The organism is Mycobacterium sp. NGS51 (genome assembly GCF_059812525.1).
The window spans coordinates 128908-150249 of record NZ_JCALCV010000013.1 but is presented as its reverse complement, the minus strand read 5'-3'; the positions used below and the strand labels follow the sequence as shown (position 1 = coordinate 150249).

General features: G+C 66.1%; 18 protein-coding genes. 17 read left to right on the top strand and 1 reads right to left on the bottom strand.

Translation table 11 applies throughout. The annotated features are described in order from the left end of the window. The first annotated feature begins 73 nt into the window (after window positions 1-73). The 13 genes from AC5Y5W_RS17055 (at window position 74) to AC5Y5W_RS16995 (ending at window position 16063) form a co-directional block, all read left to right on the top strand. Window positions 74-706: a dTMP kinase gene (locus AC5Y5W_RS17055; protein ID WP_500011734.1), complete on the top strand. Its 633-nt coding sequence runs from the start codon at window positions 74-76 to the stop codon at window positions 704-706. A 53-nt stretch (window positions 707-759) separates the two neighbouring features. After that, window positions 760-1446 carry a two-component system response regulator MtrA gene (gene mtrA, locus AC5Y5W_RS17050; RefSeq protein WP_015354856.1) on the top strand — a complete coding sequence of 229 codons (687 nt, stop codon included), beginning with the start codon at window positions 760-762 and terminating at the stop codon, window positions 1444-1446. 67 nt (window positions 1447-1513) lie between these two features. Continuing rightward, window positions 1514-3160 carry an MtrAB system histidine kinase MtrB gene (gene mtrB / locus AC5Y5W_RS17045; RefSeq protein WP_500011732.1) on the top strand — a complete coding sequence of 549 codons (1647 nt, stop codon included), beginning with the start codon at window positions 1514-1516 and terminating at the stop codon, window positions 3158-3160. Beyond that, a complete protein-coding gene (lpqB, locus tag AC5Y5W_RS17040; RefSeq protein ID WP_500011731.1) occupies window positions 3160-4920 on the top strand; it encodes an MtrAB system accessory lipoprotein LpqB in 1761 nt (586 codons plus the stop codon). The genes mtrB and lpqB overlap by 1 nt, the downstream gene beginning before the upstream one ends. A gap of 190 nt (window positions 4921-5110) precedes the next feature. Next, window positions 5111-6577, top strand: coding sequence for a glycoside hydrolase family 183 protein (locus AC5Y5W_RS17035; protein ID WP_500011730.1), 1467 nt, complete (start codon window positions 5111-5113; stop codon window positions 6575-6577). 42 nt (window positions 6578-6619) lie between these two features. Next, window positions 6620-7249: a ComF family protein gene (locus AC5Y5W_RS17030; RefSeq protein WP_500011728.1), complete on the top strand. Its 630-nt coding sequence runs from the start codon at window positions 6620-6622 to the stop codon at window positions 7247-7249. A gap of 261 nt (window positions 7250-7510) precedes the next feature. After that, window positions 7511-8182, top strand: coding sequence for a ribosome hibernation-promoting factor, HPF/YfiA family (hpf, locus tag AC5Y5W_RS17025; RefSeq protein ID WP_500011726.1), 672 nt, complete (start codon window positions 7511-7513; stop codon window positions 8180-8182). 103 nt (window positions 8183-8285) lie between these two features. Beyond that, a complete protein-coding gene (secA, locus tag AC5Y5W_RS17020) occupies window positions 8286-11114 on the top strand; it encodes a preprotein translocase subunit SecA (protein ID WP_500011724.1) in 2829 nt (942 codons plus the stop codon). Window positions 11115-11186: 72 nt separating this feature from the next. Beyond that, complete coding sequence (locus AC5Y5W_RS17015) at window positions 11187-11933, top strand: hypothetical protein (RefSeq protein ID WP_500011723.1); 747 nt, start codon at window positions 11187-11189, stop codon at window positions 11931-11933. A 32-nt stretch (window positions 11934-11965) separates the two neighbouring features. Next, window positions 11966-13549, top strand: coding sequence for an HD domain-containing phosphohydrolase (locus AC5Y5W_RS17010; protein ID WP_500011721.1), 1584 nt, complete (start codon window positions 11966-11968; stop codon window positions 13547-13549). 76 nt (window positions 13550-13625) lie between these two features. Continuing rightward, window positions 13626-14396, top strand: coding sequence for a methanethiol S-methyltransferase (gene mddA, locus AC5Y5W_RS17005; RefSeq protein ID WP_500011720.1), 771 nt, complete (start codon window positions 13626-13628; stop codon window positions 14394-14396). A gap of 22 nt (window positions 14397-14418) precedes the next feature. Beyond that, a complete protein-coding gene (locus tag AC5Y5W_RS17000) occupies window positions 14419-14901 on the top strand; it encodes a cation:proton antiporter regulatory subunit (protein WP_499884713.1) in 483 nt (160 codons plus the stop codon). 4 nt (window positions 14902-14905) lie between these two features. Next, entirely contained in the window at window positions 14906-16063 is a 1158-nt protein-coding gene (locus AC5Y5W_RS16995) for a cation:proton antiporter (protein WP_500011719.1), read from the top strand. A gap of 7 nt (window positions 16064-16070) precedes the next feature. Here AC5Y5W_RS16995 and AC5Y5W_RS16990 read toward each other — a convergent pair whose 3' ends face one another. Further along, entirely contained in the window at window positions 16071-16583 is a 513-nt protein-coding gene (locus tag AC5Y5W_RS16990; RefSeq protein ID WP_500011717.1) for an Rv3235 family protein, read from the bottom strand. A 232-nt stretch (window positions 16584-16815) separates the two neighbouring features. On the opposite strand from AC5Y5W_RS16990, the gene AC5Y5W_RS16985 reads away from it, so the two are divergent. From AC5Y5W_RS16985 to AC5Y5W_RS16970, 4 genes are all read left to right on the top strand, one after another. Continuing rightward, complete coding sequence (locus tag AC5Y5W_RS16985) at window positions 16816-18162, top strand: WS/DGAT/MGAT family O-acyltransferase (RefSeq protein ID WP_500011749.1); 1347 nt, start codon at window positions 16816-16818, stop codon at window positions 18160-18162. Window positions 18163-18250: 88 nt separating this feature from the next. Beyond that, window positions 18251-18748, top strand: coding sequence for a DUF6912 family protein (locus AC5Y5W_RS16980; protein ID WP_500011747.1), 498 nt, complete (start codon window positions 18251-18253; stop codon window positions 18746-18748). A 101-nt stretch (window positions 18749-18849) separates the two neighbouring features. Then, window positions 18850-19986, top strand: a complete 1137-nt coding sequence (locus AC5Y5W_RS16975; RefSeq protein ID WP_500011715.1) for a ferredoxin reductase — start codon at window positions 18850-18852, stop codon at window positions 19984-19986. Between the two features lie 81 nt (window positions 19987-20067). Beyond that, window positions 20068-21333, top strand: a complete 1266-nt coding sequence (locus AC5Y5W_RS16970; protein WP_500011714.1) for a fatty acid desaturase family protein — start codon at window positions 20068-20070, stop codon at window positions 21331-21333. The last annotated feature ends 9 nt before the right edge of the window (window positions 21334-21342 follow it).

Genomic DNA, 21342 nt, shown 5'->3' with positions numbered 1-21342 from the left:
GACCCTCAACATCGAGGCTGCGGCCAGCGCGGGCTAAACAGGCGTCGAAGGGCCGCGGCGATAGGCTCGCCCGGTGTTGATCGCAATCGAAGGCGTCGACGGCGCCGGCAAGCGGACCTTGTCGGGCGGGCTGCGCACCGCCTTCGAAGCCGCCGGTAAGTCGGTGGCCACGTGTGCGTTTCCCCGCTACGGGCAATCGGTGGCCGCCGATGTCGCGCACGAAGCTCTGCACGGACAGCACGGTGACCTCGCGTCGTCGGTGTATGCGATGGCCATGTTGTTCGCGCTGGACCGTGCCGGCGCGGCCGAGCAGATCCGTGAACTGTGCCGAGAGCACGATGTGGTGGTCCTGGATCGCTACGTGGCGTCCAACGCCGCCTACAGCGCCGCGCGGCTGAGTCAGCACGCCGACGGAGAGGTTGCGGCGTGGGTGCAGCAGATCGAATACCAACGACTGCAGCTCCCCGTACCCGATTGGCAAGTGCTGCTTGGAGTTTCGGCTGAGCTGGCCGGCCAGCGCGCCCGCCGGCGGGCGCGTCAGGAAGCAGGCCGGGCGCGGGACGCCTACGAACGTGACGACGCGCTGCAGCAGCGAACCGGAGCCGTGTATGCCGGGCTGGCCGCCGCGCAGTGGGGCGGGCGATGGCTGGTAGTCGACGCCGACGTCGACCCCGAAAAGCTGGCGGCTACCCTCGTCGCCGGCTGAACTGAAAGAAACCCGCGTGTGGTAGCCCAGTTTTGTCCCGTTCTGGTGACACCATGGACACCATGAGGCAAAGGATTCTCGTCGTCGACGACGACGCTTCGCTGGCCGAGATGCTCACCATCGTGCTGCGGGGGGAAGGTTTCGACACCGCGGTCATCGGTGACGGCACCCAGGCGCTCACCGCCGTGCGCGAACTGCGCCCCGATCTGGTGCTGCTGGACCTGATGCTGCCCGGCATGAACGGCATCGACGTGTGCCGGGTGCTGCGCGCGGACTCCGGGGTGCCGATCGTCATGCTCACCGCCAAGACCGACACCGTCGACGTGGTGTTGGGCTTGGAGTCGGGCGCCGACGACTACATCATGAAGCCGTTCAAGCCCAAGGAGCTGGTGGCCCGGGTGCGGGCGCGGCTGCGGCGCAATGACGACGAGCCCGCCGAGATGCTGTCCATCGCCGACGTCGACATCGACGTGCCGGCGCACAAGGTCACCCGCAACGGCGAACAGATCTCGCTGACACCGCTGGAATTCGACCTGCTGGTGGCGCTGGCACGCAAACCACGCCAGGTGTTTACTCGTGATGTGCTGCTCGAACAGGTGTGGGGATACCGTCACCCCGCGGACACCCGCTTGGTGAACGTGCATGTCCAACGTCTGCGGGCCAAGGTCGAAAAAGACCCGGAGAACCCGACCGTTGTCCTGACCGTTCGAGGAGTGGGATACAAGGCCGGACCTCCGTGATTCGCGCCGGCGACGATGCAGAGCGAAGCGATGAGGAGGAGCGGCGCATCTGCACGGGCGGACCTCGGTGATCTTCGGGTCGCGGCGACGCATTCGCCGGCGGTCCCCGCCATTGCTCGGCATGAGTGCGTTGAGTCGAGCGGTGGCCGTTGCCTGGCGCCGCTCGTTGCAACTGCGGGTGGTCGCTCTGACGCTGGGGATGTCACTGGCGGTGATTTTGGTACTTGGTTTCGTGTTGACCAGCCAGGTCACCAACCGCGTGCTCGACGTCAAGGTCCGCGCCGCCACCGAGCAGATCGAGCGGGCCCGCACCACCGTCAGCGGAATCGTCAGCGGCGAAGAGGCGCGCTCACTGGAGAGCAGCCTGCAACTGGCCCGCAACACGTTGACATCGAAAACCGACCCGACCTCCGGCGCCGGTCTGGCCGGTGCGTTCGACGCGGTGCTGGTGGTACCCGGCTACGGGCCCAGGCCGGCGGCGGCGGCCGGGCCCGTCGACCAGTTGCCCGCCGCATTGCGCGAATTCGTCAAGGCGGGACAGGTGGCCTACCAGTACGCGACGGTGCACACCGACGGCTTTTCCGGGCCGGCGCTGGTGATCGGCACGCCGACGTCGTCGCGAGTGACCAACCTCGAGCTGTATTTGATTTTCCCGCTGGGCAATGAGCAGAGCACCATCTCACTGGTCCGCGGCACCATGGCCACCGGCGGGCTGGTATTGCTCGTACTACTGGCCGGCATCGCGCTGCTGGTGTCGCGACAGGTGGTGGTTCCGGTGCGGTCGGCGTCGCGCATTGCCGAACGGTTCGCCGAAGGCCATCTCTCCGAGCGGATGCCGGTGCGCGGCGAAGACGATATGGCCCGGCTGGCGGTGTCGTTCAACGACATGGCCGAGAGCCTGTCCCGGCAGATCGCCCAACTCGAGGAGTTCGGTAATCTGCAGCGCCGGTTCACCTCCGATGTCAGCCACGAACTGCGCACGCCGCTGACGACGGTGCGGATGGCCGCCGACCTGATCTACGATCACAGCGCCGATCTCGATCCGGCACTGCGACGCTCAACCGAACTGATGGTGAATGAGCTGGACCGGTTCGAGACGCTGCTCAACGATCTACTGGAGATCTCCCGACACGACGCGGGTGTGGCTGAGTTGTCGGTCGAGGCGGTCGATCTGCGCTCGACGGTCAACAGCGCGCTGGGCAACGTGGGACATCTGGCCGAAGACGCCGGGGTCAAGCTGATCGTCGACATGCCGTCGGAGGACGTGATCGCCGAAGTGGACGCCCGCCGCGTGGAGCGCATCCTGCGCAACCTGATTGCCAATGCGATCGATCACGCCGAGCACAAACCGGTTCGGATTCGGATGGCTGCCGACGAAGACACGGTGGCGGTTACGGTGCGCGACTACGGGGTTGGGTTGCGGCCAGGTGAGGAAAAGCTGGTGTTCAGCCGGTTCTGGCGCTCGGACCCGTCGCGGGTGCGCCGATCCGGCGGGACCGGGCTGGGCCTTGCGATCAGTGTGGAGGATGCGCGTCTGCATCAGGGCCGGCTGGAGGCTTGGGGCGAACCGGGCAAGGGCGCCTGCTTCCGGCTGACGCTTCCGCTGGTGCGCGGGCATAAGGTGACCACCAGCCCGCTGCCGATGAAACCGGTTGCCGGGGAACGCAAAGAGCGTCAGGCTCGTCAGCGCGAACATGCCGAGAGAGGTGCGTGATGCGGCGATTGGCCGCGCTGGTGTTCGCCGTTGCGGTAGTGCTGACCGGTTGTGCCGGCGTGCCCAGTTCGTCAGCGCCGCAGGCCATCGGCACCGTCGAGCGCACGGCGCCGTCGAACCTGCCCAAGCCGGCCCCGGGCATGGACCCCGACGTGCTGCTGCGCGAATTCCTCAAGGCCACAGCCGATCCGGCCAACCGGCATCTGGCAGCGCGGCAATTCCTCACCCAGTCGGCGTCTAACGCATGGGACGACGCCGGCAGCGCGCTGCTGATCGACCATGTGGTGTTCGTTGAAACACGCAGCGCCGATCGGGTTTCGGTGACGATGCATGCAGACATCCTGGGTTCGCTCTCGGACATGGGTGTGTTCGAAACCGGCGAGGGTCAGCTGCCGGATCCAGGGCCCATCGAGCTGGTAAAAACGTCCGGCGGCTGGCGCATCGACCGGCTGCCCAACGGAGTGTTTCTGGACTGGCAGCAATTTCAGGCCACCTACAAACGCCACACGCTGTACTTCGCCGATCCGACCGGCAGGACCGTCGTCCCGGATCCACGCTATGTCGCAGTGTCTGACCCCGACCAGTTGGCCACCGAACTGATGTCCAAGCTGATCGCAGGCCCACGCCCGGAGATGAGCAAAAGCGTGCACAACATGCTCGGACCACCGGCGCGGCTGCGCGGACCGGTCACCCGGGCCGACGGTGGGAAATCCGGGATCGGCCGAGGCTATAGCGGGGCCCGGATCGACTTGGAAACGCTCACCATCGCCGACCCGCGCAGTAGGCAATTGCTTGCCGCGCAAATCATTTGGACGTTGGCCCGTGCCGATATCAGGGGACCGTACGTGATCAACGCCGACGGCGCCCCATTGGATGACCGCTTCGCTGAGGGGTGGAACAACTCCGACGTGGCCGCGACGGATCCCGGAGTGGACGAAGGCGCCGCGGCCGGTGTGCACGCGCTGATCGGTGGGGCGCTGGTGTCGCTGGACGGGCAGCACTCGACACCGGTCGGGGGTGCGTTCGGCCGGCCGACCAATCAGTCCGCCGCCGCGCTGTCGCGCAGCGGTCACCGCGCGGCGTCGGTGGTGACCCTGCGCCCCGGCGCGCCCGATGTGGCCGCGTCGCTGTGGATCGGCGACCTGGGCGGCGAGGCGGTGGAAGCCGCTGACGGCCACAGCCTTTCGCGACCGACGTGGTCGCTCGATGACGCGGTGTGGGTGGTGGCCGACGGCAACAACGTACTGCGCGCGATCCAGGAGACAGCATCGGGGCAGCCGGCGCGGCTTCCGGTGGATTCGGCCGCGGTGTCGAACCGCTTCCCCGGTGCGATCACCGAGTTGCAATTGTCCCGGGACGGAACGCGGGCGGCGATGGTCATCGAAGGGCAGGTGATCCTCGCCAGTGTCGAGCAGACCCAGGCCGGTCAATTCGCGCTGACCTATCCGCGCCGCCTCGGGTTCGGGCTGGGCTCTTCGGTGGTGTCGCTGTCCTGGCGCACCGGCGACGACCTTGCGGTGAGCCGCACCAATGCCCAGCACCCGGTGTCGTATGTGAACCTCGACGGGGTGAATTCCGACGCGCCGGGCAGCAATCTGCAGCTTCCGGTGACAACGATCGCGGCCAACCCGTCGACGGTGTACGTGGCCGACCCACGCGGGGTGCTGCAGCTGTCGAGTTCGGGTGCCGAAGGAACCCCGACCTGGCTCGATGTCCGGGCGTTCATGGTGGGCGGCGCGGTACCGGTGTTGCCTGGATAGCAGTCTGCTTATTGCTTGCGGCTGGATTGCAGCTACTTCTTGGCGTGGTCCGCGGGTTTCGTGGTTGCGACACGGTCACGGATGCATACCTATCCGTGTATCACTGGTCACAGGGGGCACATTGATCACTACTGTCACATAGGCCAACTGCGGGCGTCAATGCGACGTCCTGCCCCTGGAAAGGTGTGACATGTCGCCGACTCGTCGAATCGTATCCATATACGTGGCGTCGGCGACCGCACTCGGACTCGTGATTCCGGTGGGTCTCGCCCCAACGGCGTCCGCGCTGCCGTGCAGTGCACCCGAGGCCAACGTCGAACCACCCGCGGCGGCCCCGGCAATGCCGCCACCGTCCCCGGTCGTCCGGCCACCGACTGGACGCCGGCCTCGAGGGGCTAACGAAAAGGCGCCGCTACCCAAACTGGGGCCGCTGATCTCTTCGTTGCTTCGTCCCGGCAGTTCTCGATACTCCGCACCGGTGCAACAGGAAGCGGCGATAGTGCCGCCGGGGCCTACTCCTCCCGGCGCGGCCAACCAACAACTCCCGAACGCAACTGAATTGACTCCGAACGCAGCCCCCGTTCCGCAGCCGCCGGAACCGGCGCCTCCTGCCGCGATTGCTGGGGCTCCCACATCGGTTGTTGACTGGGTGACCGGCCCAAACGGTCCGAACAGCACTCTGCAACGTTTCGGGATCTCCGGCACCGACCTCGGAATCCTCTGGGACAACGGCGATCCCGTCAACCGTCAGGTGCTGATGGCCTTTGGTGACACGTTCGGCTATTGCCGCGTCCACGGCCAACAATGGCGGCATAATGTGCTGTTTCGCAGCCAAGACAACAATCTTGCCGATGGAATCAGCGTGCCGCAGGGTTCGACGACCGACAAATACTCCGGCTCACCGGTACTGGCATCGGGTATCTCCAGAGCGATTCTGCCCGGCGTCAAGTGGGCACCCAACGAGACCGGAATGATCCCGACTGCCGGCATCTCTGTCGGGAATACCCAATACATCAACTTCATGTCCATCAGGGAATGGGGCCGCGACGGCGAATGGTCGACGAACTACTCGGCGATCGCGACGTCTCCCGACAATGGCCAGCACTGGGGGATTTACCCCGGCAGCGTTCGCACGCCCGCGCCTGACAGCATCCCGGGAGCCCGTCACATTGCGGGGAACGAGAACTTCCAAATGGGCGCGTTCATGCGGCCGGGCGACGGTTACGTCTACTCGTTCGGCACCCCGTCCGGGCGCGGCGGTTCGGCTTACTTGGCGCGAGTCCCGCAGAACGCCGTGCCGGATGTCACCAAATACCAGTACTGGAACGGTGACGGTAACGGGTGGGTCCCGAACAACCCGGGCGCCGCCACCCCGGTCATCCCGGGTCCGGTGGGCGAGATGTCAGCGCAATACAACAACTATCTCAAGCAGTACGTGGCGCTCTACACCAACGGCGGCAACGACGTCGTGGCACGAACCGCGCCCGCCCCACAAGGACCGTGGAGTCCCGAGCAAATGCTGGTGTCGTCATTCCAGATTCCCGGTGGCATCTACGCGCCGATGATCCATCCCTGGTCGTCGGGTAAAGACCTGTACTTCAATTTGTCGTCCTGGTCGGCCTACGACGTGATGCTGATGCACACCGAGCTGCCGTAGCTGCAACCGCCTCCTGTCGTCCCCGTCCGCCACACTGCACCCATGCTCGATCTGGTCCTGCCGCTGGAATGCGGGGGCTGCGGCGCACCGTCGACCCGCTGGTGTGACACCTGCGCTCAAGAACTGACCGTCGCACCCGATGCACCGCACGTTGCGAGTCCGCGGGTCGACCCGCAGGTGCCGGTGTTCGCACTCGGTCGCTACGCCGGCGCGCGCCGGAACGCCATCGTGGCGATGAAGGACCACGGCCGCGCCGACCTGATAACACCGTTGGCTCGCGCGCTGGCCGTCGGCGTGCATCGCCTCGTCACGTGGGGCCTGCTCGATGTGCCACTGACGATCGTGCCGGCGCCGACTCGCCGCGCGGCGGCGCGAAGACGGGGCGGTGACCCGGTCACCCGGATTGCAGAAGCTGCGGTCAAAGGCCATCCCCAGATCGCCGTCGCTCCGGCACTACGAATGAAAGCGCTGGCCCGGGATTCGGCTGGCCTGGGCACCGCCGAGCGTGAGCGCAACATCGCCGGACGGGTGGTGCTGCGAAGGCCGGTCAAAGCCGAGGTGCTGCTGGTCGACGACATTGTCACCACCGGAGCGACCGCGCGCGAGTCGGTCCGCGTGCTGCGGTCAGCAGGCGTCCAAGTGGCCGCGGTGCTGACTATCGCAGCCGCGTAATGATCGTGAAGAAGTCGCAACACAAAAGTACTGGCACTTCCACCTGCCCGCGGCTACCGTCGGGATCAAGCACCCGTGAACGCCTCACGGCGGCGCCGTTCAATAGGCGCCATGTCACCGACGTCGGTAGGGGGTGAATTCTCGACACCTCGCACCGGCGGGCGGCCTCCGTCATCGACACCAACCCCGTCGGCGCATTCATCTGAAAGCCAGTCACGTCATACAGTGCGTGCGTCGCGAGAGGGAAACGAGTTGTCAAGTATGTCAAGGCAAACCGCGGATTCCAACCAGCTTCTGGCCGACCCCGAAGAGCGGGATGAACCCACGTTGCAGGCTGAGGTCGTCGTCAAAGGCCGCAACGTCGAGGTCCCCGACCACTACCGCGTCTACGTCTCGCAGAAACTCGCCCGCTTGGAGCGGTTCGACCGAACCATCTATTTGTTCGACGTCGAACTCAAACATGCCCGTAACCGGCGCCAGCGCAAGTCGTGCCAGCAGGTGGAAATCACCGCCCGCGGGCGCGGCCCGGTGGTTCGCGGTGAGGCCCGCGCAGACAGCTTCTACGCCGCCTTCGAGGCGGCGGTCGACCGGTTGGAAAGCCGGCTGCGTCGCGGCAACGATCGGCGCAAGGTGCACTACGGCGACAAGACCCCAGTGTCGGTGGCCGAGGCGACGGCGGTGGCACCTCCGCTACAGCCGGCCGACAGCGGCCAAGCGCCGCCCGAGCACGACGGCCTCGACGGGCACCGCGAGCCGGGACGGGTAGTGCGGACCAAGGAGCACCCGGCCAAGCCGATGTCGGTGGACGACGCCCTCTACGAGATGGAACTCGTAGGACACGACTTCTTTCTCTTCTATGACAAGCACACCGAATGCCCGTCGGTGGTTTACCGCCGGCACGCCTACGACTACGGGCTGATCCGACTGTCCTGACGCGCTCAGGGCGGCGTGGGGAACGGCACGTCACCTAGGATGGTGAGCGCCAAAGACTCCAATTCTCCCCGCAAGCGGGAGGTACCCCCAAGGGGAATTAACTGTGCTGTCGAAGTTGCTGCGCCTTGGCGAAGGTCGCATGGTCAAGCGCCTCAAGCGCGTCGCCGACTACGTCAATACCTTGTCCGAGGACGTCGAGAAGCTCACCGACGCTCAACTGCGGGCCAAGACCGACGAGTTCAAGAAGCGCCACGCCGACGGCGAAAGCCTCGATGACCTGCTGCCCGAAGCATTCGCGGTAGCCCGCGAGGCGGCCTGGCGGGTGCTCGACCAGCGCCCGTTCGACGTGCAGGTGATGGGCGCCGCGGCGCTGCACTTCGGCAACGTCGCCGAGATGAAAACCGGCGAGGGCAAGACCCTGACCTGTGTGCTGCCGGCCTACCTCAACGCACTGGCCGGCAACGGCGTGCACATCGTCACCGTCAACGACTACCTGGCCAAACGGGACAGCGAGTGGATGGGGCGGGTGCACCGCTTCCTGGGCCTGCAGGTCGGCGTGATCCTGGCCGGCCTGAACCCCGACGAACGCCGCGACGCCTACTACGCCGACATCACCTACGGGACCAACAACGAGTTCGGCTTCGACTACCTGCGTGACAACATGGCCCATTCGCTGGAGGATCTCGTGCAGCGCGGGCACAACTACGCCATCGTCGACGAGGTCGACTCCATCCTGATCGACGAAGCCCGCACCCCGCTGATCATCTCCGGGCCGGCCGACGGCGCCTCCAACTGGTACACCGAGTTCGCCCGGATCGCGCCGCTGATGGAAAAAGACACTCACTACGAGATCGACCTGCGCAAACGCACCGTCGGCGTGCACGAACTCGGCGTGGAGTTCGTCGAAGACCAACTCGGCATCGACAACCTCTACGAGGCCGCCAACTCCCCGCTGGTCAGCTACCTCAACAACGCCCTGAAGGCCAAGGAGCTTTTCCAGCGCGACAAGGACTACATCGTTCGCGACGGCGAAGTGCTCATCGTCGACGAGTTCACCGGCCGGGTGCTGATCGGCCGGCGCTACAACGAGGGCATGCACCAGGCGATTGAGGCCAAAGAGCATGTCGAGATCAAGGCCGAGAACCAGACGCTGGCCACCATCACGCTGCAGAACTACTTCCGGCTCTACGACAAACTCGCCGGCATGACCGGCACCGCCCAGACCGAGGCGGCCGAGCTGCATGAGATCTACAAGCTCGGGGTGGTGTCGATCCCGACCAACAAACCGATGATCCGTGGCGACCAATCCGACCTCATCTACAAGACCGAGGAAGCCAAGTACATCGCGGTCGTCGACGACGTCTCCGAGCGCTACGAAAAAGGGCAGCCGGTGCTGATCGGTACCACCAGCGTGGAGCGCTCGGAGTATCTGTCCCGGCAGTTCCAGAAGCGGCGCATCCCGCACAACGTGCTCAACGCCAAGTACCACGAGCAGGAGGCCGGCATCATCGCCGAGGCCGGCCGGCGCGGCGCGATCACCGTGGCCACCAACATGGCCGGCCGCGGCACCGACATTGTGCTGGGCGGCAACCCGGACTTTCTCGCCGATAAGCAGCTGCGCGAGCAGGGCCTGGACCCAGTGGAAACACCCGACGAGTACGAGGCCGCTTGGGATGAGCTGCTTCCCCGGATCAAGTCCGAAGCCTCCAGCGAGGCCGAGGAAGTGATCGACGCCGGCGGTCTGTACGTGCTGGGCACCGAACGGCACGAGTCCCGACGCATCGACAACCAGCTGCGGGGCCGGTCCGGTCGGCAGGGCGACCCAGGCGAGTCGCGGTTCTACCTGTCGCTGGGTGACGAGCTGATGCGCCGCTTCAACGGCGCCGCACTGGAATCGCTGCTGACACGGCTCAACCTGCCCGACGACGTGCCCATCGAGGCCAAGATGGTGACCCGCGCGATCAAGAGCGCGCAGACCCAGGTCGAGCAGCAGAACTTCGAGGTCAGAAAGAACGTCCTCAAATACGACGAGGTGATGAACCAGCAGCGCAAGGTCATCTACGAGGAGCGTCGTCGCATCCTGGAGGGCGAGAACCTGGCCCAGCAGGCCCACGACATGCTCGTCGACGTGATCACCGCGTACGTCGACGGGGCCACCGCCGAGGGGTACGCCGAAGACTGGGATCTGAACAAGCTGTGGGAGGCGCTGAAGACGCTGTACCCGCTGGGCATCGAGCACAAGGACCTGTTCGATCCCGACGCGGTCGGCGAGCCCGGTGAGCTGACCCGCGAGGAGCTGCTCGACGCGTTGATCAAAGACGCCGAACGCGCTTACGCGGCGCGCGAGGCCCAGCTCGAGGAGCTGGCCGGCGACGGTGCGATGCGCCAGCTGGAACGCAACGTGCTGCTCAATGTCATCGACCGCAAGTGGCGTGAGCACCTCTACGAGATGGACTACCTCAAAGAGGGCATCGGGCTGCGTGCGATGGCGCAGCGCGACCCGCTGGTCGAATACCAGCGCGAGGGCTACGACATGTTCACCGGCATGCTCGAGGGGCTGAAAGAGGAGTCGGTCGGCTTCTTGTTCAACGTGGCCGTCGAAGCGGTCCCGACGCCGGAGGTGGCTCCGGTGGCTGAGCCGGAGGATTTGGCCGAGTTCGCCACCGCCGCCGCGGCCACCGCCCAGCAACGAACCGCCGCGTCCGGCGGAGGCCGCTCCGCAGCACCGAGTGCGTTGCGCGCCAAGGGGATTGAGAACGAGTCACCGGCATTGACCTATTCCGGCCCGGCCGAGGACGGCTCGGCGCAGGTACAGGGCAACGGCGGTGGAGCGCAGAAGAGTGTCGCCGGCGGCACACGGCGGGAGCGGCGGGAAGCCGCACGCCGCCAGGCTCGCGGCGCCAAATCGTCGAAATCGAGTAAGCGGCGATAGCGCCTGCGATACCGATGATTTGAGGCATCCGCCTCATGCGCTCGCCCGGCGGTCGTGGGCAGCATGGTGGCCATGACCAGATTGCCTACCCCATGTGACGCTGTCTCTGCCCTGCTGCATGATCCAGAACTCCCGGCTGGCGACGACGAACGCTTCGTCGGTTTCGGTGTGATGGGACTCCCGTTCGTCACCGGCCATTACCTGGCGTTGCGGGATATGCCGGCGACGTCGTTCTCGCCCGCCTACCGCTCGGTGTGGCACCGCGACCCCCAGCAGGTATGGACGTTCTATGCAACGACGCCAGGCCAACTCAGTTGCGCCAGATACTTCAGTTCGGTAACAGCCAACGACTCGGTGCAGTGCAGCATCGACGTCAGCTGGGTAACTCCGTGGTCGCTGCGCATCGAAATCGCCGGATTGCTGCAGTGGCACGTCGATCTCCGCGCCACCAGGTCGTCGCGGGTGATGACCGTGCTCGGCGGAAAACTGCCCGGCCGAGCCCTGACTAATCGGTTGGTGCTTGGCGCCATCGGCGTGGCGGCCGGCCCGATACTGGGTGCGGGCCGGCTGCGGCTTACCGGGCATGTTCCCAACGGTCAACGATTCATGATCGCCCCTACTCAGGTGTGGGCGGTTGCCAACTCCCGTGCGGTATTGCGCGGGCAGGACCTGGGAGCGGTTGGACCATTGGCTCATCAGGCGCGGCTGGCCGACTTCCGGCCTCCGCAACGGGGCCTATTCGCTGTGGGCTCGGGACATTTCGACGCTTTCGACGCCCGCCATCATCGGAGTGCCGAGCGCACGGTCGCAATTACCTGATCGGGATGCGCTCGACGGGCCACAATGTGCCGATGGCGTTGCAACCGGCCCGGCCACATTCGGCAGCAGCCGAACCGCCGTCTCGGGCGGAGTTGCTGGCTGCGCTGTCGGTAGCAATTGATCTCGGCTTGGGTCAACCTGCCGAACACATGTTGCGCGCCGCGCTGATCGCCACCAGACTTGCCGACCGGCTCGGGCTCGGCAGCGATCAGCGCGACGAGATTTACTACACAACGTTGATCATGTGGGTCGGTTGCCACGCCGATTCGCATGAATACGCCCGCTGGTTCGGCGACGACATCGCGGTGCGCCATGACTCTTATCTCGTCGACTGGGCGGGGTTGCCGTACCTGCGTTTCCTGATCAGCAACGTGGGTCGGGGCCAGTCGTTGATGCACCGACTGAGCGTCATGGCAACGCTGGTCAGCAACGCCCGGGGGCACCTGTCGCAGTTGATCCACTCGCACTGCACATCGGCCGCACTGCTGGCCCAGCGGTTCGGCCTCGACTCCGAAGTCCAAGAGGCGCTTGGGTTCGCTTTCGAGCGGTATGACGGCGGTGGTCTACCGCGCGGCGCCCAGGGCGAGGCGATCCCGGTCCAGATGCGAGTTGCGCAACTCGCCGACATGGTGGAGGTGCACCAGCGCGAGTACGGGGTTGACGGCGCGGTGGCCATGGCCCGCCGGCGGCGCGGTGGCCAGTTCGACCCAGCCGTGGTCGACGCGTTTGTTGCGGACGCCGGCGCGATCCTGGCCGCGCCGCCGCCCGGAGACGCATGGGAGGCGGCGCTTCAGGTGGCGCCGGATCGCCACCAGCGTCTTGATCAACCGTCGCTGGACTCGCTTCTGGTCGCGCTCGGCGACTTTGTCGACCTGAAATGCCCGTTCACCCTGGGCCATTCACGAGCAACGGCCCGCCTTGCCGCCGACGCGGCAATCGCCGCGGGCCTGGACGGGGATGCCGTGACGTTGATCCGCCAAGCCGGCCATGTGCACGACCTTGGCCGCATTGGCGTGTCTAATGGAATCTGGTCCAAGCCCGGCCCGTTGACGGCCGCCGAATTCGAACGGATGCGGCTGCACCCGTATCTCACTGTGCGAATCCTCAGCAACGTACGCGGTGTGCAGCCGGTGGCACAGGTGGCCGGCAACCACCACGAGTGCCTCGACGGATCCGGCTACCCACGCGGGCTTTCCGCTGCGGCATTGAGCTTGCCGGACCGCCTGCTCGCTGCCGCTGTCAGCTATCAATCAGCTTGTGAGCCACGGCCGTATCGCGAAGCAAGCGGCCCGGACGCCGCTGCGCGTCGGCTGCAGGAACGCGTGCGGGCCGGGATCCTGGACCCAGCCGCCGCTGATGCTGTTCTGCACGCCGGCGGTCACCGCGGAGAGCACCTGACGGTCCGTCCGGGCGGGCTGACCGCCAGGGAAATCGAGGTGCTGTGTCTGGTTGCCCGCGGTGCATCCAACAAGGAGATCGCGGCATCGCTGGTGATCAGCGAGAAGACGGCGCGCAACCATGTCGAGCGGGCCTACGCGAAGATTGGCGTTTCCAACCGGATTGGCGCGAGCATGTATGCGCTGCGGCACGGCCTGATCAGTCCGGCGACCAACTAGCGCGTCGAAGTCTTTCCAGCCAAAAGTGAGGCAAACGCCTCATGCCTCGACTTGCTGATGCGAGGACGATCAGGCCATGAACCGCTATCTCGCCGTTGGATACGGCATCGTGGGCTATCTCGTATTCCTCGCATCGTTTCTGTATGCGATTGGCTTTGTCGGCAACATCGCGGTGCCGCGAAGCATCGATCACGGTATCGCCGCTCCCGTCGGCCAGGCAGTTGTCGTCAACACGCTGCTGCTGGGTCTGTTCGCCGCCCAGCACAGCGTCATGGCGCGGCCGGCCTTCAAACGCTGGTGGATCCGAATCGTGCCGGAGTGCATTGAACGCAGCACCTACGTCCTACTGGCCAGCACCGCATTGTTTGTCATGTACTGGCAGTGGCGGACGATGGCGACGGTGATCTGGGACGTGACGCCCACGGGCGCGCGGCTCGGACTGTGGAGCCTGTTCTGGCTGGGGTGGGTAACCGTCGTCGCATCGACTTTCATGATCAACCACTTCGAGCTGTTCGGGCTGCGCCAAGTGTATGTCGCGTGGCGACAAAAACCGGCTAGCGACAGCGCTTTTCGCACCACACTGCTGTATCGACTGGTGCGCCATCCCTTGATGCTCGGCTTTCTCGTCGCCTTCTGGGCCGCCCCCACAATGACCGTCGGCCACCTGCTGTTCGCGATAGGCACGACTGTCTACATCGTGGTTGCGATTCAATTCGAAGAACACGACCTCACGGCGGAGCTGGGTGCCCAATACTGCCAATACCGACGCGAGGTGCCCATGCTGATACCGCGACCGCGGCAGTTTTCGGTAGCCACCCATCCCCGGAAATGCTCGCTATCGCCATGACTTTCCGTTAAGTATTGACGGTATGGACGTCAAGGAGGTGCTGCTCCCCGGCATCGGTCTGCGATACGAGTTCACCAGCCACGGCGGCGACCGGATCGGCATCATCGCGCGGCGAGGCGGCGACTTCGAGATCGTGTTGTATGCCGGTGACGACCCCGACCAGGCGACGCCGGTCCTCCGCCTCAACGACGACGAGGCCGACGCGGTGGCGCAGATTCTGGGGGCACCACGCATCGCCGAACGGTTCACCGAGCTGACCCGCGAAGTACCCGGAATTGATACCAGTCAGGTTCAAATCCGGGCGGGCAGTCCGTTTGTGGACCACCCGCTCGGCGAGACCCGCGCCCGCACCCGCACCGGCGCCTCGATCGTGGCGATCGTGCGCAACGAAGAGGTACTCGCCTCGCCGGGCCCGGCCGAAATGCTGCACGCGCAAGACGTTCTCATCGTCATCGGAACTGAAGACGGCATCGCCGGCGTCGAACAGATCGTCGATAAGGGCTGAGTCGGTGCAAGTCTCGGTGGCGCTGCTGTTCGAAGTCGGCGCCATCCTGACCGTGCTCGCGCTGTTCGGTGCCGTTGCGCGCCGGTTCGCGTTGTCACCGATTCCGGTGTATCTGCTTGCCGGTCTGGCGCTGGGTAATGGTGGCATCAATCCGGTTCCCGCAGCCGGAGAGTTCATCACCACCGGCGCGCCGATCGGTGTCGTGCTGCTGCTGCTCACCCTGGGCGTGGAATTCTCCGCCACCGAATTCGCCAGCAGCTTGCGCCACCATCTGCCGTCGGCAGCGGTCGACATCCTGCTGAACGCTACGCCCGGCGCGCTGGTCGGGTGGCTGCTCGGGCTGGACGGCGTGGGCATCCTGGCGTTGGCCGGCGTCACCTATATCTCGTCGTCGGGCGTCATCGCTCGCCTGCTCGAGGACCTTCACCGCGTCGCCAACCGGGAGACGCCGGCCGTCCTGGCGGTACTGGTCCTCGAAGACTTCGCGATGGCCGCCTACCTGCCGCTGTTCGCGGTGCTGGCATCGCGCGGCAGTTGGTTGCATGCGATCGGGGGGATGGCCGCCGCAGTGGCCGCGCTGTGCATAGCACTGGCCGCGTCGTATCGGTGGGGCCACCACGTCGCCCGTCTGGTGGGGCACTCCGATTCCGAACAGCTGATGCTGCGGGTTCTCGGCATCACCTTGATCGTGGCCGCGCTGGCCGAATTCGTGCACGCGTCGGCGGCGGTCGGCGCGTTTCTGGTGGGCCTGACGCTGACCGGTGAGACTGCCGACCGGGCCCGCAAAGTGCTTGGTCCGCTGCGCGACTTGTTCGCCGCAATCTTTTTTCTGGCCATCGGTTTGTCGGTCGATCCCGAACGTCTGCTTCCGATGCTGCCGGTGGCGCTGGCACTGGCCGGCGTCACCGCCGTGACGAAGGTGGGCACTGGGGTATTCGCCGCGCGACGCGACGGCGTGGCATGGCGTGGGCAGTTGCGTGCCGGCACCGCCCTCATCGCCAGGGGCGAGTTTTCGCTGATCATCATCGGGCTGGCCGGCTCGTCGATCAGCGGCATGGCTGCGCTGGCGACGTCGTATGTGTTCGTGATGGCGATCATCGGTCCGGTGGTGACGCGGTTCGCGGGCGGCGCGGCCCCAGCGGCCGCGCGCACCGCGATTTAGCCGGGCACTAGCCGATATGCAGGGCGACCACCTGCCAGCCAGCGTCCGTCACCGGCTCGACGCGGCAGGCGATGGCGTGCACGCGGCAGCCGCGACTGTAGGTCGCGAACACCTCGGCGGCGGTCAGGCGGTCGTGCGGCCCGACCGCCTGGAGTCGCAGGCGGCGCAACACCGCCGCTTCTTGACGATGGGCCGTGACCCGATTGGCCGCGAGCACCGAGTCGGCGAGACCGCCGGCCAGCAGACCGTGCAGTTGCGCCACCGGACGGCGGCGGTCGATCACTTCCAGCACTCGGCGCAGTGCCGCGTCGGCGAAGACCGCTGCCTGCCGCATTCGCGGCGACATGCTCATCGCCGGCTGCCGACCGGAAAACCGTTGGGGCGCGTGCGTGTTAGCGCGGCGCAACGCGGTGGCCGAGGGCGGTCGGCATTGCCGGACATCGCGGGGCGGTGGTTCATAGTCTGCGACGGGCCGGACAGCCGACACGGAGCGGTCGGGGACAGGGCTGACGATCGACATGACACCCTCCAGCGTCGTCTCAAATGGATGGGCCTGCTGGAGAGTGGCAGACGGCTGTGGTCATCATCGCACAACCGCCGCCTCCGTGTACCCACGCTGCGCACGGGGCCCAGAACGATTACCGTGAGCGACAGATCGACGAATTGCCAAGGGCTCAAAGGGGAGAAGCGACGTGACGCGATTGTCCACATCGGACGCGTCGTTCTATCGGCTGGAGAACACTGCCACCCCGATGTACGTCGGTTCATTGTTCATCCTGCGGCGACCGCGCGCCGGGTTGAGCTACGAGACGTTGCTGGCCGCCGCCGCACAGCGGCTCCCGCAGATACCGCGTTACCGGCGGAAGGTCCGCGAAGTGACGATGGGCTTGGCCAGGCCGGTGTGGGTCGACGACCATGACTTCGACCTCACGTACCACATCCGGCGCTCGGCGCTGCCGTCGCCCGGCAGTGATGAGCAACTCCAGGAGCTGATCGCCCGGCTGGCCGAGCGGCCGCTGGACAAGGCCAGGCCCCTGTGGGAAATGTATCTGGTTGAGGGGCTGGCCAAGAACCGCGTCGCTCTCTACACGAAATCCCATCAGTCGCTGGTCGACGGCGTGACGGCATTGGCGATCGGCCACGTCATCGCGGATCGGACGCGGCGTCCACCGGCGTTTGCCGAAGACATCTGGGTACCGCGGCGCGAGCCCGGCACCACTCGACTGGTCCTGGGCGCGATCGGCGACTGGGTGTCGGGCCCTGGGGCACAGATGCGGGCGGTCAACTCCGCGGTCGGCGAGTTGGCAACCAATTCCGGGCAACTGATCGACATGGGCCGGCGGGTCATCGACGTCGCGCGCAACGTGGTGCGGGGCACCGCGCCCAGCAGCCCGCTCAACGCGACGGTGTCGCGCAACCGACTGTTCACGGTGGCCGACGGACGCCTCGAGGACTACCGAGCCGTGCGCGCGCGCTATGACTGCGACGTCAACGATGTGGTACTGGCGGTGGTCGCCGGCGCGCTGCGCAACTGGCTGCTGTCCCGCGGTGAGGCGGTGACGCCGACCACGACGGTGCGGGCAATGGCGCCGATGTCGGTCTACCCCGAGGACCACGTTGATTCGTCCCACCCGGGTCAGGCGGTCAACCAGGTGGCTCCGTTTTGGGTCGACCTGCCGGTAGGGGAGGGCAACACCGTAGTGCGGCTGTCCCAGATCGCCCACGCCACCGAATCGGACCAGACGGCCATCAGCCTGGTCGACGCCCGCACCATACTGACGATGTCCGGTTTCGCACCGCCCACGCTGCATGCCATGGGTGTCCGGGCCGCCAGCAACTTTTCCGCGCGGTCGTTCAACCTGTTGATCACCAATGCGCCCGGCGCTCAGTCGCAGCTATATGTCGCTGGTGCGAAGCTGCTGGAGACATACACGGTGCCCCCGCTGTTGCCCAACCAGTTGCTGGCGATCGGGGTGACGTCGTATAACGGCATGCTGTATTTCGGGATCAACGCCGACCGCAAGGCGATGAGCGATGTCGAGGTGCTGCCGGGGCTGCTGCGCGAAGCGCTCGACGAGCTGCTGGAAGCCGCGCAATAGTGATTCGCGGCGATCGCAAGCGCGGCAAAGGGCGCCGGGGGTACCTCCCGCTTGCGGGGGCCGGGTCGCCGCAAATGATTACAGTCGCCTGATGCGGGTCTATATCCCGGCGACTCTGGCCATGCTGCAGCAACTGGTCGCCGACGGATCGCTGACGCCGGTCAACGGCACTGCATTCGCGGTGACGCCCACACTGCGCGAGGCCTACGCCGAGGGCGACGACGATGAACTCGGTGAGGTCGCGTTGCGTGACGCCGCCCTGGCCTCGTTACGGCTGCTGTCCACGGCCAATGCGGACTTGCCGCCGCGGCGTGCGGTGCTGATCGCCGACGTCGACGACGTCACGCTGCGGCCCGACCTCGACGATGCCGTCGTCCGGCTGGGCACAGCGGTGATGATCGGCCGTGTGGTGGCGGCCTATGTCGACAACGCCGCGGCAGAAGCGGACGTGACGGCGGCGATCGCGGCCGTCGACGCGGCCGACCTGGGCGATGAGGATGCCGAGTTGGTTGTCGGTGACGCGCAGGACCATGATCTTGCCTGGTACGCCACCCAGGAGCTGCCGTTTTTGCTCGAACTGCTCTGAGGTGCGCGCGATCTCAAGTGGATACGAATTCGTAGGTTACGGTACCGTAGGTTGTATCGGGCGGGTTGCATCCGCTGACCGTCTGGTAAGCAGGAGTCCCCATGGCTAAGAAGGTTTCGAGGCCCACCGCTGACGTCGTCGAGACCCCGCGTCCGACCGTCGCCCGCACCTACCGGCACCCGGCTCGGCATGCGCTGCGCAAGCTGGCGGCCCGGATCACCACACCGCTGCTGCCCGACGACTACCTGCAGCTGGCCAATCCACTGTGGTCGGCCCGTGAACTGCGGGGCCGCATCCTGGAGGTTCGCCGCGAAACCGAGGACTCCGCGACGTTGGTCATCAAGCCCGGCTGGGGTTTCAGCTTTGACTACCAGCCCGGCCAGTACATCGGGATCGGGCTGTTGGTCGACGGACGCTGGCGGTGGCGGTCGTATTCGCTGACATCGAGCCCGGTCGCCGCCGCGCGCACGGTGACGATCACCGTGAAGGCGATGCCGGAAGGCTTTTTATCGAGTCACCTGGTGGCCGGGGTGGCGCCCGGGACGATCGTGCGTCTGGCTACGCCGCAAGGCAACTTCGTGCTGCCCGATCCGGCGCCGCCGGCCATCCTGTTTATCACCGCGGGATCGGGCATCACCCCGGTGATGTCGATGCTGCGCACGCTGGTGCGCCACAACCAGATCACCGACGTGATCCACTTGCATTCCGCGCCGACAGAGGCCGACGTGATGTTCGGCGCGGAGTTGGACCAGCTGTCGCGTGACCACAGCGGATACCAGCTGCGGGTGCGCACCACGCGCCGCCAGGGCCGACTGGACCTGACTCAGCTCGACACCGAGGTGCCCGATTGGCGGGAGCGGCAGACCTGGGCATGCGGGCCCGAAGCGCTGCTGAATGACGCCGAACGCGCCTGGGCGGCGGCCGGTGCGGCCGAGCAATTGCACCTGGAGCGGTTCGCGGTGTCGCGCGCTGCGCCCGCCGGGGCCGGCGGGACGGTCACGTTCGCACGCAGCGGCAAGCGCGCCGTCGCCGACGCCGCGACGTCGTTGATGGACGCCGGTGAGCAGGCCGGAGTGCAGATGCCGTTCGGCTGTCGAATGGGCATTTGCCAATCGTGTGTGGTTCCGCTGGCGGACGGCCACGTCCGTGACCTGCGGACCGGCGTGGAACACGAGCCCGGGACCCGGATTCAGACGTGCATCTCGGCCGCATCCGGCGACTGCGTGCTGGATATTTAGTGGGCTACTGGCTGGTAACCTACGCAAACGTAGGTTACGATGGCGTAGGTAAGCGACGAAGGACTGCAGGAAGGCAACACGGTGGCCGTCACTGACGTCGACGTATTCGCACACCTCACAGACACGGACATCGAAAACCTGGCGGTTGAGTTGGACGCTATCCGCCAGGACATCGAAGACTCCCGCGGCGAGCGGGACGCCCGCTACATCCACCGCAGCATTGCCGCCCAGCGCGCGCTGGAAGTCACCGGCCGGGTGCTGCTGGCGGCCAGCTCACGGCGCCCGGCCTGGTGGGCCGGCGTCGCCACGCTGAGCGTGGCCAAGATCGTCGAGAACATGGAACTCGGCCACAACATCATGCACGGCCAGTGGGACTGGATGAACGACCCCGAGATCCACTCCTCGACCTGGGAGTGGGACATGAGCGGCGCCTCCAAGCACTGGCGCTACACCCACAACTTCGTGCATCACAAGTACACCAACATCCTCGGCATGGACGACGACGTCGGGTACGGCTTGCTCCGGGTCACTCGAGACGACCGCTGGAAGCGCTTCAACATCTTCAACCTGCTCTATAACGCCATGCTTGCGCTGCTCTTTGAATGGGGCGTCGGCTTGCAGCACGTAGAGATCGGCAAGATCCTCAAGAAGCGGATGGATCACGACGAGGCCCGGCAGAAGGTCGACGAGTTTGTGGCCAAGGCCGGCCGCCAGGTGTTCAAGGACTACATCGCGTTCCCGGCGCTGACAGCGCTGTCGCCGGCCGCGACGTTCATGTCCACGCTGAAGGCCAACGCCGTGGCCAACATGATCCGCAATGTGTGGGCCAACGCGGTGATCTTTTGCGGTCACTTCCCCGACGGCGCCGAGAAATTCACCAAAACCGACATGATTGGCGAGACAAAGGGCCAGTGGTATCTGCGGCAGATGCTGGGCAGCGCCAACTTCAAGGCCGGGCCTGCAATGCGGTTCATGAGCGGCAACCTGTGCCACCAGATCGAGCACCACCTCTACCCCGATCTACCCAGCAACCGGCTCGCAGAAATCTCCGTGCGGGTGCGCGAAATCTGCGACAAATACGACCTGCCCTACACCACGGGTCCGTTCCTGGTGCAGTACGGCAAGACCTGGCGAACCATCGCCAAGTTGTCGCTGCCGGACCGCTACCTGACCGACACTGCCGACGATGCCCCGGAGACCCGCAGCGAGCGGATGTTCGCGGGATTGGAGTTGGGTGTCGACCCGGCGAACGGGCGGCGCCGCGGCCTGAAGACCGCAATCGCGGCGGTACGGCAACGGCGACGGGACAAGCGAACGCGGGCCCGCGACGACGACTTGGCGGCCTGACGCGGGGCT

Excerpts from the sequence above, each read along its gene's own strand:
- AC5Y5W_RS16975 (WP_500011715.1), top strand. The coding sequence starts at position 18,850 with ATGGCTAAGAAGGTTTCGAGGCCCACCGCTGACGTCGTCGAGACCCCG.
- AC5Y5W_RS17035 (WP_500011730.1), top strand. The coding sequence starts at position 5,111 with ATGTCGCCGACTCGTCGAATCGTATCCATATACGTGGCGTCGGCGACC.
- AC5Y5W_RS16985 (WP_500011749.1), top strand. The coding sequence starts at position 16,816 with ATGTACGTCGGTTCATTGTTCATCCTGCGGCGACCGCGCGCCGGGTTG.
- lpqB (WP_500011731.1), top strand. The coding sequence starts at position 3,160 with ATGCGGCGATTGGCCGCGCTGGTGTTCGCCGTTGCGGTAGTGCTGACC.
- AC5Y5W_RS17000 (WP_499884713.1), top strand. The coding sequence starts at position 14,419 with ATGGACGTCAAGGAGGTGCTGCTCCCCGGCATCGGTCTGCGATACGAG.
- AC5Y5W_RS16990 (WP_500011717.1), bottom strand. The coding sequence starts at position 16,583 with ATGTCGATCGTCAGCCCTGTCCCCGACCGCTCCGTGTCGGCTGTCCGG.
- AC5Y5W_RS17030 (WP_500011728.1), top strand. The coding sequence starts at position 6,620 with ATGCTCGATCTGGTCCTGCCGCTGGAATGCGGGGGCTGCGGCGCACCG.
- hpf (WP_500011726.1), top strand. The coding sequence starts at position 7,511 with ATGTCAAGGCAAACCGCGGATTCCAACCAGCTTCTGGCCGACCCCGAA.
- mtrA (WP_015354856.1), top strand. The coding sequence starts at position 760 with ATGGACACCATGAGGCAAAGGATTCTCGTCGTCGACGACGACGCTTCG.
- AC5Y5W_RS17015 (WP_500011723.1), top strand. The coding sequence starts at position 11,187 with ATGACCAGATTGCCTACCCCATGTGACGCTGTCTCTGCCCTGCTGCAT.
- AC5Y5W_RS17010 (WP_500011721.1), top strand. The coding sequence starts at position 11,966 with ATGGCGTTGCAACCGGCCCGGCCACATTCGGCAGCAGCCGAACCGCCG.
- mddA (WP_500011720.1), top strand. The coding sequence starts at position 13,626 with ATGAACCGCTATCTCGCCGTTGGATACGGCATCGTGGGCTATCTCGTA.